The 15,061-nt window shown below is 49.9% G+C and carries 16 protein-coding genes and 3 pseudogenes; 15 read left to right on the top strand and 4 right to left on the bottom strand.

The features are described 5' to 3' along the window. Window positions 1–139 precede the first annotated feature (139 nt). Window positions 140–450, top strand: a pseudogene (locus QNH97_RS25910) (histone-like nucleoid-structuring protein, MvaT/MvaU family); the annotation flags it as partial. Window positions 451–1,650: 1,200 nt separating this feature from the next. On the opposite strand, the gene QNH97_RS25905 reads toward QNH97_RS25910, so the two are convergent. After that, on the bottom strand, window positions 1,651–1,956 hold the full coding sequence (locus tag QNH97_RS25905; protein ID WP_283554480.1) for a helix-turn-helix domain-containing protein: 306 nt from the start codon (window positions 1,954–1,956) through the stop codon (window positions 1,651–1,653). Window positions 1,957–2,065: 109 nt separating this feature from the next. Here QNH97_RS25905 and QNH97_RS25900 point away from each other — a divergent pair. The 10 genes and pseudogenes from QNH97_RS25900 to QNH97_RS25855 form a co-directional block, all read left to right on the top strand. Continuing rightward, window positions 2,066–2,314, top strand: a pseudogene (locus QNH97_RS25900) (transposase); the annotation flags it as partial. A 370-nt stretch (window positions 2,315–2,684) separates the two neighbouring features. Next, complete coding sequence (locus tag QNH97_RS25895) at window positions 2,685–3,473, top strand: alpha/beta fold hydrolase (protein ID WP_283554479.1); 789 nt, start codon at window positions 2,685–2,687, stop codon at window positions 3,471–3,473. A gap of 62 nt (window positions 3,474–3,535) precedes the next feature. Beyond that, window positions 3,536–3,937 (top strand): PaaI family thioesterase, encoded by a 402-nt coding sequence (locus QNH97_RS25890; protein WP_283554478.1) that lies wholly within the window; start codon window positions 3,536–3,538, stop codon window positions 3,935–3,937. 82 nt (window positions 3,938–4,019) lie between these two features. After that, complete coding sequence (locus QNH97_RS25885) at window positions 4,020–5,009, top strand: acyl-CoA desaturase (RefSeq protein ID WP_283554477.1); 990 nt, start codon at window positions 4,020–4,022, stop codon at window positions 5,007–5,009. A gap of 16 nt (window positions 5,010–5,025) precedes the next feature. Next, window positions 5,026–5,301, top strand: a complete 276-nt coding sequence (locus QNH97_RS25880) for an acyl carrier protein (protein ID WP_283554476.1) — start codon at window positions 5,026–5,028, stop codon at window positions 5,299–5,301. Continuing rightward, on the top strand, window positions 5,298–6,161 hold the full coding sequence (locus tag QNH97_RS25875; protein ID WP_283554475.1) for an SAM-dependent methyltransferase: 864 nt from the start codon (window positions 5,298–5,300) through the stop codon (window positions 6,159–6,161). The genes QNH97_RS25880 and QNH97_RS25875 overlap by 4 nt, the downstream gene beginning before the upstream one ends. A 25-nt stretch (window positions 6,162–6,186) precedes the next feature. After that, window positions 6,187–7,437: a cytochrome P450 gene (locus QNH97_RS25870; RefSeq protein ID WP_283554474.1), complete on the top strand. Its 1,251-nt coding sequence runs from the start codon at window positions 6,187–6,189 to the stop codon at window positions 7,435–7,437. A 20-nt stretch (window positions 7,438–7,457) separates the two neighbouring features. Continuing rightward, entirely contained in the window at window positions 7,458–8,189 is a 732-nt protein-coding gene (locus QNH97_RS25865; protein WP_283554473.1) for a thioesterase II family protein, read from the top strand. Further along, the gene (locus QNH97_RS25860) at window positions 8,171–9,868 is read left to right on the top strand and encodes a fatty acyl-AMP ligase (RefSeq protein WP_283554472.1); all 1,698 of its coding nucleotides are present in this window, start codon (window positions 8,171–8,173) and stop codon (window positions 9,866–9,868) included. Before QNH97_RS25865 ends, QNH97_RS25860 begins: the two co-directional genes overlap by 19 nt. 36 nt (window positions 9,869–9,904) lie before the next feature. Continuing rightward, window positions 9,905–10,348, top strand: coding sequence for a PaaI family thioesterase (locus tag QNH97_RS25855; protein WP_283554471.1), 444 nt, complete (start codon window positions 9,905–9,907; stop codon window positions 10,346–10,348). Between the two features lie 472 nt (window positions 10,349–10,820). On the opposite strand, the gene QNH97_RS25850 is transcribed toward QNH97_RS25855, so the two are convergent. Together QNH97_RS25850 and QNH97_RS25845 are read right to left on the bottom strand one after the other, a co-directional pair. Beyond that, complete coding sequence (locus QNH97_RS25850) at window positions 10,821–11,303, bottom strand: OsmC family protein (RefSeq protein WP_283554470.1); 483 nt, start codon at window positions 11,301–11,303, stop codon at window positions 10,821–10,823. Window positions 11,304–11,349: 46 nt separating this feature from the next. Further along, a pseudogene (locus QNH97_RS25845) lies at window positions 11,350–11,718 on the bottom strand (IS66 family transposase); the annotation flags it as partial. A 265-nt stretch (window positions 11,719–11,983) separates the two neighbouring features. Between QNH97_RS25845 and QNH97_RS25840 the strand changes: the two are divergent. The 4 genes from QNH97_RS25840 to QNH97_RS25825 all read left to right on the top strand — a co-directional run bounded on the left by QNH97_RS25840 (window position 11,984) and on the right by QNH97_RS25825 (window position 14,300). Next, complete coding sequence (locus QNH97_RS25840; protein WP_283554469.1) at window positions 11,984–12,397, top strand: hypothetical protein; 414 nt, start codon at window positions 11,984–11,986, stop codon at window positions 12,395–12,397. Beyond that, window positions 12,390–12,986, top strand: coding sequence for an MbcA/ParS/Xre antitoxin family protein (locus tag QNH97_RS25835; RefSeq protein WP_283554468.1), 597 nt, complete (start codon window positions 12,390–12,392; stop codon window positions 12,984–12,986). The genes QNH97_RS25840 and QNH97_RS25835 overlap by 8 nt, the downstream gene beginning before the upstream one ends. Then, window positions 12,983–13,486, top strand: a complete 504-nt coding sequence (locus QNH97_RS25830; RefSeq protein ID WP_283554467.1) for a hypothetical protein — start codon at window positions 12,983–12,985, stop codon at window positions 13,484–13,486. Before QNH97_RS25835 ends, QNH97_RS25830 begins: the two co-directional genes overlap by 4 nt. A gap of 559 nt (window positions 13,487–14,045) precedes the next feature. After that, the gene (locus QNH97_RS25825; protein WP_283554466.1) at window positions 14,046–14,300 is read left to right on the top strand and encodes a DUF1652 domain-containing protein; all 255 of its coding nucleotides are present in this window, start codon (window positions 14,046–14,048) and stop codon (window positions 14,298–14,300) included. A 61-nt stretch (window positions 14,301–14,361) separates the two neighbouring features. On the opposite strand, the gene QNH97_RS25820 is transcribed toward QNH97_RS25825, so the two are convergent. Beyond that, on the bottom strand, window positions 14,362–14,967 hold the full coding sequence (locus tag QNH97_RS25820) for a hypothetical protein (protein ID WP_283554465.1): 606 nt from the start codon (window positions 14,965–14,967) through the stop codon (window positions 14,362–14,364). Window positions 14,968–15,061 lie beyond the last annotated feature (94 nt).

Below are 15,061 nucleotides of genomic sequence, written 5' to 3'. Positions count from 1 at the left end.
AGTTACAGTCATTTAAGTAGTGGCGATGATGAATGGCTTAGAGGGATCTGAGGATTACAGATCATCTGCCTGAAACACCGTAAATCGTTGTGCGAAAGAAACGTGACCTATCATTACAATTCGGCGTTAGGAGCGATAAATGTCCAAGCTTGCAGAATATCGTCAATTAGAAAAACACCTGGCGGAACAACTTCAAGCGCTTGAAGCACTGAAGGGTGATGCAGGGTTGAAAAAGGAGATTGAATTCGAGACCAAGCTTCGTGACTTGCTTGCGAAGTATGGCTTCAGTCTCAAAGACGTCGTTAACCTTTGGACCCAAAAAGCGGACGTCGCGGTTCTGGGCCCGCTACTGACGCGCCGAAAGCTGGGTCTCGACGAGCGCGAGAGGTGAAAATTTATGAACATCCTAAAACGGGTGAGCGCGTTGAAACAAAAGGTGGCAACCACAAAATTTTGAAGCAGTGGAAATCTGAGCATGGATCTGCGACCGTCGAGTCGTGGCTCAAGAAGTAAAGAACGTGAGAGCAATCGAAGGCCCTGAGGGGCCTTTTTGCTTGTCCGAAATCGACCTAAATAGATGCGGTGGCTGCCTGATCCTCGATTCTATGTTCGAACGTTCAGGACGATTAGGTGGTTAGGCAAGCAACGGGTTATTACCGCGAGCGGGATTTATAGGGAATTATAGAGCGATTATATAGAGGTCTTGGCGACGGAATTTTCACGATACTGGCCGGTTAGCTCTACCACCGCATCATGCGACTGTTCAGGATAAAGAAGAGTTAATAAGCTGTCCGTGGAAGCGCAGCAGATCCTGCTGCGCTTCCGTACGTTTAGCTTCGGCCAGAGCTTTAGCTTCAGAAAACACTCCTAGGAAGCGGCTCTCGTCGAATCGCCCTCAAGTAGGCTGTAGGCATACGTCTCCAGCCGGTCTGCTTCGAAAAAGAGGGCAGCGTTACTAGCCAGTTCATCATCGCCCCGCGATACCACCGGCGGAAATGGACGATTGGCCTACTGTGGGAGCTGCAACTAGCTAACGAGAAGGTGCGATCATCAGCACCAATCAAGGTTGATCCTCGAACTCTATATCCTTGTAAGGTATACCTTCTTTATCTAGCCGATCTTCGACTTGCCGTCTGATGAATGTCCATGTGTCATCGCCTTGGTCGGCGCATGTGGTGATATCAATACAAAGAGCCGTAACCCTCAGATCTATTTGCTCATCTCCATTTTCGTCGTAGTAGGAAATCTCCTCTACAGACCTGTATTCCCTTCCGTCATACTGAGTGCGAACGAGAAAAGTTGTTGTCATGGTGTGCCCTAGCTGTCGAGTGACTGGAAGCAACATAGGGCTGAAGGAAAGTCATTTCAAGCTGCCTTACAGATGGGCGAGCTGATTTTGCTATGGAGCGTTTGGGGATCGTTGGCGGTGTGGCGAATGTATTTCACTTACGTATTGTCCATTCAGCCCGCTTAACGTTGGTTTCTCCGCAATTACTGTCTCGGCTTTAGCCGCATTGGGGGCAGTGATACTGCATCGAAGACGTTACAGCTGTCCGCAGCCATCCCTCGATGGACCTCTCAACTAGCACGTAGGTATGCAGTCTTGAGCGCCCCCTGCTGGATTTTTTCGGAAAGTGATTGAGGTAGGGATTATTCAAGTTTATTGAGATAAGCCATCAACCGCTCCTTTCCAGACTCGCTAAGCCGAAAGTAGCGCTCAAGCAGTTCCGCTTCATCATGATGGTAGGCGTAGAAGTACGCGGCGGGGAGGTCCAGCTCGACTGCGACTCGTTCTATCAACTCAGGGGCAGGAACGCGTTTGCCAAGCTCATAGCGATTCATACGCGCGCTCGCCGAAGCAGGCTCAAGGCCGATTCGTATCCCCAACTCTTCTTGAGATAGCCCAGCACTTAGTCGTGCGTGTTTGAGCCGTATGCATAGCGTACTGGTGGTCATGAGGTCATCTAGTAAATCAGTGACCTCATGGTGCAATTTGCTGCTGGTCGAAATACTACCGATTTGGTAGCTTTGGCCGGCGATGGCAAATCAGTGGCTCAGGTGCACTCGATGGCCGTCATCCATGGAAACTCATAGGGTTCGGCTAGAACATGACCCGGGGAAGATGAAGGTTCGCCGCCAGACTGTTGAACATCCTTTCGGAACGCTCAAGTACTGGATGGGAAGTACCCACTTCCTGACCAAATCCCTGCCGAGGGTGAGCACTGAGATGAGCCTTCATGTGCTCGCCTACAACCTCAAACGAATGATGAGCATCTTCGGCATCGCAGGACTGCTTGAGGCGATCAGGGCGTAAACCAAGCCGCTTGGCCGTTCGTGAGCGACTGTTTGGGTCGCTGACGCGGCCCAAACGGCAATACGAACGCCTATGCAACTGATCAAGGAAATTCGCGCTTCCGTCCGCTGATTCCACTGGCACCATCGCGACTTTCAGTTTGCGACGTATTTAGTGCGTTTTCACACAGCCTGGACCCATAGCTGCCGGTGGCCGCAGGCAAGAATTGAATTGGCCAGAATCAGACGAAGTGCATGCCTACGGAACTCGGGGCGATTTTGCCTGAAATTCGGGCTCCTCGACTCGTGACGATTGAGGATAGCCAACAAATTTGACAATGACGATTCCTAAGCTACTTTCATTGCCATTGCCTAATATCAAGGAAGATAAAATGACCGTTGCACTGATTAACGGAAGGCCGATTAGCTTTACAGACACTCTTGATGGCGATGTAGCGATAGTACTTTCCCATGGTCTATTCATGGACCAAAGCATGTTCGATGCTCAGGTTTGCGTATTACGTAAGCACTATCGAATCATCACGTGGGACCAACGAGGGCATGGACAGGATGCCTCCGTCACTGAGCCTTTCAGCCTCTGGGATAGTGCAGACGACCTCTCTGCTCTGCTGGTCCACCTCAATATAGATAAGGCCGTTTTATTGGGTATTTCGCAAGGTGGCTACGTTAGTCTGCGGGCCGCACTGCGTTACCCCGAAAAGGTTCAAGCATTGGTTTTGATCGCTACACACGCGGGCGTGGAAGAAGAAAACCAGAAAGTTGTATATTCACAGCTTCTTAGTGCATGGCTTGAAAACTCCTTGACTGATGAAATTGCACAAAGTGTGTCGGTACTTATCTTGGGTACGGATAAAAAACTGGCTGAACCTTGGATCAAAAAATGGCAAACGATTGATAACAGCACGTTATGTTTAAATTTTAACGCATTGGCAGATCGCGATGATCTTGCTCCTGCGTTGAGCAAGTTGCAGATGCCGGCACTCGTCATATGGGGCAATGAAGACGGTGCGATCAGTATTGAGCAGGTCAGGCAGCTAGAGGCAGGAATTACTTATTGCCAATTTATGGAGATTGATGGTGCCGCGCATTCGGTCAATATGACCCACGCCGAAATAGTCAATACAAAAATTAAGAAGTTTTTAGCTGAAGCGCTTTCGTGAGTTAATGATTTCATTAAACTACGGAGTTCTATGTTTTTATTAAAATAAAAAAGGAGCGCAAAATGGAAGTTCCGCAGGATTTCAAGCCGTTATTTAGAAGCAGCCCTTTTCTGGATCTTCTAGGTCCCTTCTATTATCGGGAAAATACTGAAGGTTTTACGATTGGCATTCGAGTACAGGAGAAACACGCCAATGCGCGTGGACTCGCCCACGGAGGCCTATTCATGGCGCTGGCCGATGTCGCCCTAGGTTACAGCGCAGCTTTCTCGAAAGACCCACCTCTCAAACTCGTGACGACTACACTCACAACTGATTTTGCCGGTTCCGCCAAGATAGGCGATTGGTTGGAAGCCGTGGTGGATATTCAAAAAACCGGAAGCCGATTGGTTTTTGCTAACAGTTATATTAGCGCTGGAGATGAGCGAGTGGTCCGAGCCAGCGCTTCTTTTCTTGTAGTTAGCTGACGCGAGGACTGCGATTATTATCCAACACAATAATAAGCGCCAAGTTTAGCGAACTTAACGATATGTCACGGAGTGATTGACGATGGACAGTGCTGCGCGCTCACCCGAAGTAGATCAATTTTCCCAAGATAAAGCCGGACGTAAAGATCTGAAACGCAAAGCGATAAGTAGTCCGTACTTTCATCGACTTCAGCGTAAACATTTCCTGCTGTTTGATATTCTTCCTATGTTTGGCGTTGTTCTTGCGGGCTTGTTGGCATTTTACATCCCTGTGAGCGCTTTAGATATTGGTTTGTTCATTGCCTTTTGGGCACTGACTGGGATCGGCGTCAGCGTGGGCTATCATCGATACTTTACTCACCGCTCGTTTAAGGCCAAGCCAACAGTTGGTGTTGTCTTAACGATACTGGGTTCCATGGCCGGGCAGGGGGCCCTACTGTCATGGGTGGCCATGCATAGGCGTCACCACGAGTTGAGTGATCAACCAGGCGACCCGCACTCACCCAATCTGCATGGCTCCGGATTAGCAGGCCTCATCAAGGGGCTGGCGCACTCACACTTCATGTGGATGAAGGAGCACGATTACCCCAACGTTGCCTATTACTCGCCAGATTTGATTCGAGATCCACTCATCGCCAAAACGGCGCGTCATTACTACACGTGGGTCTTTCTTGGCCTGCTAGCGCCGGCGTTACTGGGCGGACTCCTTAGCCAATCTTTATGGGGCGCGTTGAGCGGCTTCCTTTGGGGAGGGGCTATCCGCATGTTCGTCGTGGGTCACATCATTTGGTCCATCAACTCCTTACTTCATCGGTTCGGTACTCGACCTTATCAATCCAAAGATTTCAGCCGCAATGGTGGTTTATTTGGCTTAGTCACCTTCGGGGAGTCATGGCACAACAATCACCATGCATTCCCCGAGTCTCCTTCATTTGGGTTGCAATGGTCAGTATTCGATCCTGGTTACTGGTTTATCCGTGGCTTGTGCTTGATGGGGGTGGCGTGGGATTTACGAGTCCCCACATTGCAACGAAGAACCAGCCGTAAAAAAAGAAACGTACAACCTCTCTAATAAGGAAAATTCAATCATGACTGCATATGAATCTGTCTCGATAGAAAAAGACACCGTAGTCCAATGGTGTAAGGACCAGATAGGCGAGCTTCTCAATGCTCCCGGAATCAGCATCGATGAAAATAAAGATTTCGGTGAGTTGGGGCTGGACTCTTCCTTGGCAGTATCTTTGTTGATCGAAATCGAACAAAAATATGGCGTGGAAATCTCAGCAGAAGAGTTGTTCGATAATCCCAGTATCAAGGCCGTGACTGGTTTGATCATGGGTGGGGACAGGAAGTCGGAAAAATGAACGCTTTAACAACCGAGCATCGACTGGAAGAAGAGTCGAAAGCGATACGCCATCATTATGATGTGGGTAACGACTTTTATGAGTTGTGGCTGGATCCAACACTTTCCTACTCTTGCGCTGTATGGGCCGGTAGTGAAACCTTGGAGAGTGCACAATTAAACAAAATAGCGTATCACCTTGAGGCCATTGATGCGGGCAATTTACAATCGGTGCTTGATATTGGCTGCGGGTGGGGGGGCGTGCTTGATGCGCTGGAGAATATGCCAAATATCAAGCGCGCCGTCGGACTGACGCTGAGTGATCAGCAAGCGGTTTATATACAAAGGCAGTTATATTCGAAGGTGGCTATAGAGGTAAAAAACTGGCAGGAGTTCGTCCCTGCAACACCATTTGATGGAATTATTTCCATTGGAGCCTTTGAGCACTTCGCTTCTCCTTCAGATAGTATTGAAGAGAAAATAGCAATCTACCGGAGGTTCTTCACTTCCTGCCGAGACTGGTTGAAACCCGAGGGGCGGCTTTCGTTACAAACAATTGCTTATGGTTCCATGTCCAGAGAACAAGCAAGCACTTTTTTCAATGAGGAAATATTTCCCAATGCCGACCTGCCCACGTTGGCAGAATTAGCTCAAGCGGCGGAGGGAATCTTCGAAATTCAACGTGTCGACAATGGCCGGCTGGATTATGCGAGAACGTGTGAAGAGTGGTATCGCCGGTTGTCAGCCAATAAGGCAGTTGCTGCGGAACGTGTCGGCGATGCAGTCGTTACCCGTTATCTACGCTACTTGAAGATGTCGGCTTACGGTTTTCAGTTCGGAAAAATTCAGTTGTTGAGACTCCAACTTCAAGCTATCCGATAATCAATCTGATGGAAGGAACCTCACGATGTCTGATGGTGCTCAGGATCACACGTTGATACCCGGTAAATTAATGAATTTACCCCGCTTCAACCCTTTTTCCGCTGAATTTCGTGAGACACCGTACGGTGTTTACCGCCAGTTACGTGAGCTGAACCCTCTGCACAAAGTGTTGGGTATGTGGGTCGTCACCCGACATGCTGATGTCATGAGTGTTCTGCGTGATCGTAGCTGCAATGCAAGCATTATTCCGAAACTGGTTGATAATCAGGCCGCTAAGTTTGGTCGCGATAACGCACCGTTTCAGCGGCTGGCCTACAAATCAATCGTATTCACCGAGAATCCCGACCATCATCGTTTGAGAAAATTGATGAACATCGCGTTTTCGCAGTCGGCGATAGATCAGTTGCAAAGCTCTATAGAAGACACTATCCAAGACTTGCTGCGGGACGCCTATCAGCAAGGAGGTATGGACATCATATCCGGCCTAGCCCAACCCACGCCGCTGCGAGTCATGTGCGAATGGATCGGGCTACCTGCCGAAATGCACTCGACTATCGATGCTTGGACCCATGCCATCCGCTTTCTATTAGAGCCTGGATTGATGGTCAAGGACGATTTTGAAAAAGTCAGTAATGTTCTTGATGAATATATGGAGTATCTCTCCAGTGTCATTGCCGAGCGTAAGAATAATCCAAGGCAAGACTTGATCAGTCAACTACTTGATCTGCAAATCGATGGTGATCGCTTGACTCATGAGGAGCTGATCTTCGTCTGCATCATGTGCTTTGTTGCCGGAAACGAAACCACCAAAAGCCTGATTGGCAACGGCATAAATGCGTTGCTGGAGCATCCAGAGCAATACCGCTTACTCCAGCAGCGACCGCAGCTAATCCCCTGTTGTGTACAAGAAGTTTTGCGTTTCGAGACTCCTCTTCAACATACCAAACGCTTCGCGACAAAAGAGTTGATCCTGGATGGGCACGTTATTAAAGCAGGGGATCAGATTCTACTGTGTTTGGGTTCGGCCAATAGGGATGAGCGCGTTTTTCCTGCTGCTGATCGCTTTGATATTGAGCGTAAGACGAAGGGGCATTTAGCATTCGGCTACGGTATGCACGGTTGCTTAGGTGCATTGTTAGCCGAGCGCCAGATGCAGGCGGTACTTTCCAGATTGTTGGAAGGGCCTCGCTTGGTACGCCGTCACAGCAAACCGACTTGGCAGGCAGGCAGTTTCATCGTTCGAAGCTTATCGTCTCTCGATGTTCAGTTTGTCTGACTCTACCGGGATAAGGTGAAATGCACACACAAAACATCTCCCTGATCTGTTTTCCTCACGCAGGTGGCAGTAACGCGACTTATAACGGGTGGGGATCCCGTCTCTCGGAAACCATTCGAAGAATCAAACTAGAATGTTTCGACGGGCCTGCCAAACGAGACACGTTTACCGATGTCGACAGCTTATCTGCTCATGTCGCTGAACAGCTCAGTCATGAGAGCCAGCCACTCGCGTTGTACGGTCATAGCATGGGTGCAGTATTGGCTTATGAAGTCGCCCGCAAGCTTTCAATTCGCAATACTGTTCAAGTGATGCATTTATTTGTCTCGGGTAGACGCGCACCACAGTTGGCAGCACGTCTGGCGCCGATCCATGACCTATCGGACCAAGCGTTTCTGAATGAATTGATGGCTTATGGCGGTGTTCCGGACGCAATCGGTACCAACAGCCGACTGTTCAATACACTTATACCGATCATCCGGAGTGATTTGGCTCTGGTAGAAACTTATCAATGCCATCCCATGCACACGTTGAAATGTCCTATCAGCGCCATCTATGCCACCCATGATCCTGTGGTTGAAACTGACGAACTAATGGCGTGGCAGGAGAGAACGACCGGGGCCTTCAGTTTCCATGAGTTGAGCGGCAACCACTTTTTCCACACTTCACGGCCGCAAGGGCTGATCGACATAATTCATCATTCCCTGAGCGCAAAAAGCAACAGGAGGGTTGAATGCAAAAATTTCGTTTGATGACCGACTGCCTAGACAGCCATAGCGAGCTTTACCCGGAAAAACCTGCCTATATTTTTCTTAGTGAAAAATTGTTGACGGAAAAAGAGCTGACCTTTGCACAGTTGAGAATTGAGGCGAGGCAGTTTGCCGGCCGTCTATTAGAGACAACTCAGCGTGGTGATAGAGCGTTATTAATATTCCCTGCGGGATTAGATTTCATCATCGCTTTTTTTGGCTGCCTGTACGCAGGAGTGGTCGCTGTACCCCTCTGCCCACCCAATAAAAAACGCTCACAACGCACGCTACAAGGCATAATCGACGACTGCTCCCCACGTCTGATTATTACACTCAAGGCACTAAGCAGTTCTCTTCAGGATCAAGATCATCGAGAGTCGTTGTCATGGCTTGAGATGGACGACTTGGGGACGCGTCAACAGTCTAGGTTTTTCCCCGACTCCTTGGCAGTCGATGCTGAGGACTTGGCGTTTATTCAGTATACGTCGGGTTCCACATCCACCCCTAAAGGCGTCATGGTGACGCATGCAAATATTGTTGCAAATCAGGCAATGATTCGCGATGCGTTCAGTCATGACGAATCGTCTACAGTCGTAGGGTGGGTTCCGCATTATCACGACCAGGGTCTCATCGGTAACATTTTTCAACCGATGTTTGTCGGCGCAACCAGCGTTCTGATGTCGCCAGTAACATTCATGCGCTGGCCATTGCGCTGGCTTCAAGCAATATCTATTTATCAAGCACATACCAGCGGTGGACCAAATTTTGCTTTTGGTGCCTGTGTGAAAGCCCTTGAGCGAGACCCGGATATCGAACTGGATCTTGGCACTTGGCAAGTCGCATTCAATGGGGCCGAGCCAATTCGTAACGATACAATGCGTGAGTTCCAGGCTGCTTTCCAGCGATTCGGTTTCAGCAGAGAGGCTGTTTATCCCTGTTATGGCTTGGCCGAATGCACGTTACAAGCGTCAGGAGGAGTCAAGGGAACAGGCCCGAGTACACTGAACGTTGACAGGCAGGCGCTACGTGATGGAAGAATTCTGCCGACGGATACGGCATCCTGCCAAACATTAGTGGGTTCGGGTAAAGCGTTGCGGGGAACACGTATAGAAATTGTTGATCCGCTAACCCGAAAAGTCCGCGCACCGTTCGAAATTGGAGAGATCTGGATAGCGGGTCCTCACATTGCACGGGGTTACTGGAACCAGGAGCTACTCACCGCAGGAACCTTCGCAAATCATTTATCAGGGGACATTCAACCGCCTTATTTACGTACCGGAGACCTTGGATTTGTTCACCAAGGAGAGTTATATGTAACGGGCAGAATAAAGGATATGGTCATTATTCGCGGTAAGAATTATTACCCGCATGATATTGAGCACAATGTTTCGAAAGCTCACCATAGCCTAGAGAATTCGGCGTGCGCGGTGTTTTCACTCTTAGACGCGGAAGACAAACTGATTATCGTTCAAGAAGTGCGAAGAGAATGGAGAAAGAAAATCGAGCGGGACGAAATTATCTCGATCATTCGACAGGCAGTGGTTTTAAACAACGAGATTACTCCCCACGACATTGTTTTATTAATGCCTGGAAAACTACTGAAAACCAGTAGTGGAAAAATCATGCGCAATGCAATACGCACTCAATACATTGATAAAAAACTTGAGCGATGGCTTGGTTAGTTTCGTTCACAAATGCAGACTATAAGGATAAATACCATGGAAGATTTCACTGCAAGCAATCCCGACTTTGACAAGCACGTTCAAGGAGCGGTACTCAGTATGCCAGCGGCAAAATTACTGGGATTTCATTATAACTACCTGAAGCCAGGTCATTGTGAAATTGAACAACCAGCGCGCAAAGAACTCACCCAGCATAACGGCTACTTTCAAGGTGGTATCATCGGAGCGTTGGCTGACTTTGCCGGAGGTTCCGCCGCCGGAACCTTGCTGCCACCTGGCTGGATAAATATGACTACAGATTTCACTGTCAAACTAATTTCCCCGGCGGATGGTGAAATGCTACTAGCCAGGGGACGTGTCATCAATGCATCGAAAAACACTACGGTTGCCGCTGCCGATTTGTTTGCCGTGAAACAAGGCAAGGAAACCCTTTGCGCCACCGCTCTGGTGACTATGCGAAATATTCCTCTCAAAGCATGAAGGTAATGATCTGACCGCTAATTAGATAGCGGCGGACACACCTGAAAATTCTGATGCCGACGGTGCTCCCATGGGCATTGTCGGTGATCTTCCGTAAAGCGCTGGCAGCACCTTCGAGAACCAGTAAATCTCATTCCAAACACCGTTTTCATTTTGAAGCCTGACCATCAAATCAGATTTCTGTCGATCTATTTAAAGCTAGTACCCAGCCTTCTTTTTGCACTCCTTGATAGTGAGTCGACCCTGAATCTGTAGATACGACCGAATGTCTGCTTCTCGCCGAGGCTGTGTAAAAAATTTTTTCAGCGCGATTGGAGCCCAGTGTTGGACTGAAATCAAGTTTCTACGCAAAATCTAGATCGGCTGAGCAGCCGATAATTTTCAGATTTCGGTAAGCGTTCGGCAATGTCATCTAGTCAGCTACTTAGACTTTGAGAGGGTGTCCGACTATGCGGACACCATCTCTAGCTAACTAGGTGTCTGAGCTTATCGATATTTCGGGTGCGTGGCTGACTGGAAAGTTTACCGAACGGGCAATGAAGCATTTCTCATGAGCCATTTTGTGCAGCGTCTGAGCTTTTGCGATCTCAGACCCCGATGCCAGAATCACTTTCGGCCTCAAAACAACTGAGGTGAACTGACCAGCGCCGTCGCTCTCCTCGACCATTGTTCCTTGAGCATTGTCCTCGTAGGCCACCACAACGATCCCGGCCTCAGCACAAAGGCCAAGGTACCAAAGCTTGTGGCACGCAGATAAGGATGCCAAGAGCAATTCCTCGGGGTTCCAGCGTGTTGGGTCTCCTCGAAAACTGGGATCGGACGACCCCTCAATTGGTATTTTGCCTTTAGCTGCGATTACGTGCGCCCGGCTGTAACCCCGATAAGATGACGTTCCTGTTCCGTTGTGGCCGGCCCAAGTTACCTGGACTTCGTACTCGTGCGTTTTATCTACCATTGATCCCTCCTAGGAAAGTTTTCGAAAAGTCCGTTAAAAAGCGGACTTATTGAGCAGGCACCCATCGATGAGGTAGCAGCTCCATAATCTCACTGGCCCGCTGCGTCGGCAGGCGATTGAGGACGTCCTTTAAATAAGCATACGGATCATGCCCGTTGAGTCGCGCCGACTGGATCAGGCTCATGATCGCCGCCGCCCGTTTGCCGCTGCGTAGTGACCCTGCAAAGAGCCAGTTTTTGCGCCCGAGTGCCCACGGCCGGATCTGGTTCTCGGCCCAGTTATTGTCAATGGGTACGGCTCTGTCATCAAGGTAGCGCGACAGCGCCTTCCAGCGTTTTAGGCTGTAATCCAGTGCTCTGCTGATCGCCGAACCATCGTGCACTAGATCACGCTGGGCGATCATCCAGGCATGCAGCGTAGCTCAGTAGCGCCTTGGGGCGATTGCTGCTTTTCTAAAAGCTACCAATTTGGTAGCTTTGCCGGGTATTTCAAACCAGCGACTCACCAGCGCTCACGTAGGCGTCTTTCTGAAAACCCGATAGGGAGACGGTTCAAGTCTTGGGCCAAAATTTGCTATTGCGCCGGTTGCTCGCCGTCCCCATACCTGCCGATGTGCAGTGATAGCAGGGTGTGGCCGTGAAAGTGAGTCGCCTAAAGCAATGGGTTATCTGGAGATCAGTATGTTCGAAACTCACGAGCAAGCACGTGCGCAAAATCCTTTCTTCGTGCTTGAGGAAGGCGCACGCCGATGGAAGTACATATCGCAAACGTCCAATGACGAGTGGTTTTTTGTCACATATGAAACAGCGGGCGAGGAGGGGTCTTCGCAGCAGCAGTTCATGATTTCGAAAGTACAATTCCTCTTGGATTTGGCCTCAAGGGACACGTCTGGACAGTTCATTCGTGAGGTTCAGCTCGTATCCCCGCCTTGGCTGAACCAACAGGGCAAATGGCTGATGGAGCCAATTCGGGAGATTCAGGAAGTGGACGAGAGGGTCTGCTACGAGCTGATGGACGGACAGGTTTATCCATCAAAATTGCTAGGTCGGACCCGCGTCCCGTTGTGGTCAAAGCGGGCAATGGGCAATGAATAATTTAATCGAAAGCATTCTTGCAGCTCAGTACCGCTCTCTGCTTTTTCCGAAAGGCATCTGCGGAGATGCAATCTTCGGTTTTGAATGCAATGACGGTTGGGGTGATCTGATCCAAGCAACTTTGTGGCTTGTTCAGCGACGTGCCCCGTTGAGCGCGCTCGACGTGGAGGTCACGCAGGTGAAAGAAAAGTTCGGTCAGCTCAGGATCTACCATCGCGGAGGTGACGAGAGCATCGGTGCCGCTTTCGAGATCGCGGAGGTGGTATCAGGTAGTGTTTGTGAGATGTGCGGGATGCCAGGTGGGGTTATAAGTGTTGATGGTTGGCTTCAGGCTCGCTGTAGCCAACATTCAGCGGCGGGAAAAATAGCTAGGGCTAAAAACGTTAAGAATAACGACAATTACATCGCAAGCTATGTAGAAGCCGTAGACGCGATTTTGTCGTTTTTCGGAGAAGGTGCAGTGCTTTGGGTACAGCAAGAACGCGCCGCTTTTGCTGGCCGGCGACCGTGCGAGTTGCTGGCGACGGAGGAGGGGTGCCAGGCGATTTACCTGATGCTCAAACGGCTTGAATATGGGGTTGGCGTTTGACTTCACAACTGGTTCGCGCGACTTGTGTGGTGATGGCTAGCCACCCGAACCTAGAGAATCATTTGCGCGGTGAATTGAAATGGGAATTCAGTCAAGGGCTGGTGGATTTACGCCACGTTAGGAGCCTCGTATCGTCGCCTCGATTGATATCGTTAAGCGTCCGTGCTTTCAGCCATCCCGCACTAGCCGAAGCTGGGGACACGTTTTTGGATTCGCGCACGCGGTTAGCGGATTACCCTCAAAAGACCATGGCCATATCCCTCACCAACTATTTACTCCTAGTGAGCGCGCTAGAGATTGTCGATGAATACGATCCGAATGATCGCTCGGTAATGAAGCTTCAAGTCTGGCCATTCGAGCCAAGAGATCTGAATGAGTTTGCTATAGCGGTGGCGGTGGCGTTGAGTTACACGCCTGCGGAGCTGTTGGCCGAGTCGAGGATTTCACTCGCAATAAATGAATTGGTCGGTAAATGGGGATTCTTTACCGATGAGTTCTGAGCCGATCGATTGAAGGATATCGTCTGGCCACAGAGCAGCTCGCGAGTCCGACGGATCGGGCGAATCGTATGCCGAGCGCTACACTGGCCTTGCATTCCTACTGAACTAAAATTCTTTTCCAACCGGTGCCATTTTTTCCCAGGCTTCGTCTCGGCTGCACTCGGGTGTCTCCGATATCAGGATCTCAAGGGAAAGCTTCTTACGCTTCCCTGGAGAGCAAGAACGAACCCCTGACGGTGATTCCATAGCTTGTTCTACTCTCGGCTCTTCTGGGTTGCTCGCTGGTTTTTTTCGTGTCATCTGAGCCTCCAGGCTTTGCTCGTACGAGTTTAGTCTCCGCTGGTTGGGAAGGGCATCAGGGAGATGGATGGCAGGGTTTGAGTGGCCCCGATTCTCGATTCCTCCATTAGAGCTTCGGATGCAGCCTTCCTAAATCTGCTTCACGCTTAGCGGCCATCGAAAGCAGTCCAATGTGATGTGGTTCCAAGCAACCCATTGAGATCACCTGCTAAAGTCCATAGGTGAGATTTCCATTCAGCTGACCCTGGGGACGCAAGTCATGATTTCCACACTTGAGCTTCGCCACATTATTGAATGTGGCTTCCAACCGCTCTCCTGCACCTGCTCGGTCAATCCGGATGGCTCATTGATGATCAAGGTATTTGATCCGACATCGGGCCGCGTTGATCTGTTAGTCACAGGGGTGGTGACCAGTCAATTGACCCCCAGCCGAGCCATTGCAAATTTGATTGCTGAACTTCGTTCTGAAATGGAGGCACGCAACGCAGCGAGCGCAGCGGTGTGCGCGAAATAGCCGTCATACTAGTCACCCTGTACGGTCGGAGCAGCGTTTTCCGGCGACATAATTGGTGACCTCACGGTGCCAACACTGGCATGTCTAGAAATTCAGGCGGTACCAAAGCGCCCGCACAGATAAACCTCATTTTCATCTGGAGACGGCTCCAAACCTCGCTTTCCCAAGGCGACTCCTTGAGCAAATCACAATACTCGCGGAGTGATATTTCGAGCGCAGCGAGGAATCGTGTGGCATCAACAACCAGGTTTTCGGCATCAAACAGTTGAGAAGTATCTCTTCGAATTCTCCACCCACCGGTTGTTTCGCCTTGGTGAATGACTCCGCAACGAACATGCTTGTAGAAAAGTCTGCCGTGTTCTCGCAGGGATGAAAAATGATCAACACGGTCGAAGAAGCGGCTGAAAGCAACTCCGCTGAGACCCGACTTTGCGGAGCCAGTCCAGAAGGCCTCTAGCGTTTCGATCATCAGGCACGCACATGCCATCATCGCGAAGCCGTGCTTATGCTCCTTAGACTCGAAGGGCTTGAGATAGCGCTCCTGAAATCGTTGGTACACAAAATCAGCAATGCTTTCCTTGTCCTTTGCCCGTTTGAAAGCTCGGTAATCGGCGACGGTGACTTTGCTTGAAAGCGAAACATCTTGGGGGGCGCGCTTATCCATCATGAATAGATCCGAGGAGAGTTTGTGGCTTTAGCGTGGGCCAGGAGCCCTGAAGCTGAAGACTTACAGGGCGATGTTTTGAAGGCCTGAGTCGTGT

Origin of the sequence: Pseudomonas sp. G2-4 (assembly GCF_030064125.1) — a bacterium.
Classification (GTDB): domain Bacteria; phylum Pseudomonadota; class Gammaproteobacteria; order Pseudomonadales; family Pseudomonadaceae; genus Aquipseudomonas.
Note: the sequence above shows the minus strand (reverse complement) of the source record. Positions and strands in the feature narration are given on the sequence as shown.

What these genes read in the sequence shown, in the direction of transcription:
- QNH97_RS25865 (WP_283554473.1), top strand. Translation starts at nt 7,458, where the DNA reads ATGCACACACAAAACATCTCCCTGATCTGTTTTCCTCACGCAGGTGGC.
- QNH97_RS25860 (WP_283554472.1), top strand. Translation starts at nt 8,171, where the DNA reads ATGCAAAAATTTCGTTTGATGACCGACTGCCTAGACAGCCATAGCGAG.
- QNH97_RS25835 (WP_283554468.1), top strand. Translation starts at nt 12,390, where the DNA reads ATGAATAATTTAATCGAAAGCATTCTTGCAGCTCAGTACCGCTCTCTG.
- QNH97_RS25895 (WP_283554479.1), top strand. Translation starts at nt 2,685, where the DNA reads ATGACCGTTGCACTGATTAACGGAAGGCCGATTAGCTTTACAGACACT.
- QNH97_RS25875 (WP_283554475.1), top strand. Translation starts at nt 5,298, where the DNA reads ATGAACGCTTTAACAACCGAGCATCGACTGGAAGAAGAGTCGAAAGCG.
- QNH97_RS25855 (WP_283554471.1), top strand. Translation starts at nt 9,905, where the DNA reads ATGGAAGATTTCACTGCAAGCAATCCCGACTTTGACAAGCACGTTCAA.
- QNH97_RS25870 (WP_283554474.1), top strand. Translation starts at nt 6,187, where the DNA reads ATGTCTGATGGTGCTCAGGATCACACGTTGATACCCGGTAAATTAATG.
- QNH97_RS25825 (WP_283554466.1), top strand. Translation starts at nt 14,046, where the DNA reads ATGATTTCCACACTTGAGCTTCGCCACATTATTGAATGTGGCTTCCAA.
- QNH97_RS25880 (WP_283554476.1), top strand. Translation starts at nt 5,026, where the DNA reads ATGACTGCATATGAATCTGTCTCGATAGAAAAAGACACCGTAGTCCAA.
- QNH97_RS25840 (WP_283554469.1), top strand. Translation starts at nt 11,984, where the DNA reads ATGTTCGAAACTCACGAGCAAGCACGTGCGCAAAATCCTTTCTTCGTG.
- QNH97_RS25885 (WP_283554477.1), top strand. Translation starts at nt 4,020, where the DNA reads ATGGACAGTGCTGCGCGCTCACCCGAAGTAGATCAATTTTCCCAAGAT.
- QNH97_RS25905 (WP_283554480.1), bottom strand. Translation starts at nt 1,956, where the DNA reads ATGACCACCAGTACGCTATGCATACGGCTCAAACACGCACGACTAAGT.
- QNH97_RS25820 (WP_283554465.1), bottom strand. Translation starts at nt 14,967, where the DNA reads ATGATGGATAAGCGCGCCCCCCAAGATGTTTCGCTTTCAAGCAAAGTC.
- QNH97_RS25850 (WP_283554470.1), bottom strand. Translation starts at nt 11,303, where the DNA reads ATGGTAGATAAAACGCACGAGTACGAAGTCCAGGTAACTTGGGCCGGC.
- QNH97_RS25890 (WP_283554478.1), top strand. Translation starts at nt 3,536, where the DNA reads ATGGAAGTTCCGCAGGATTTCAAGCCGTTATTTAGAAGCAGCCCTTTT.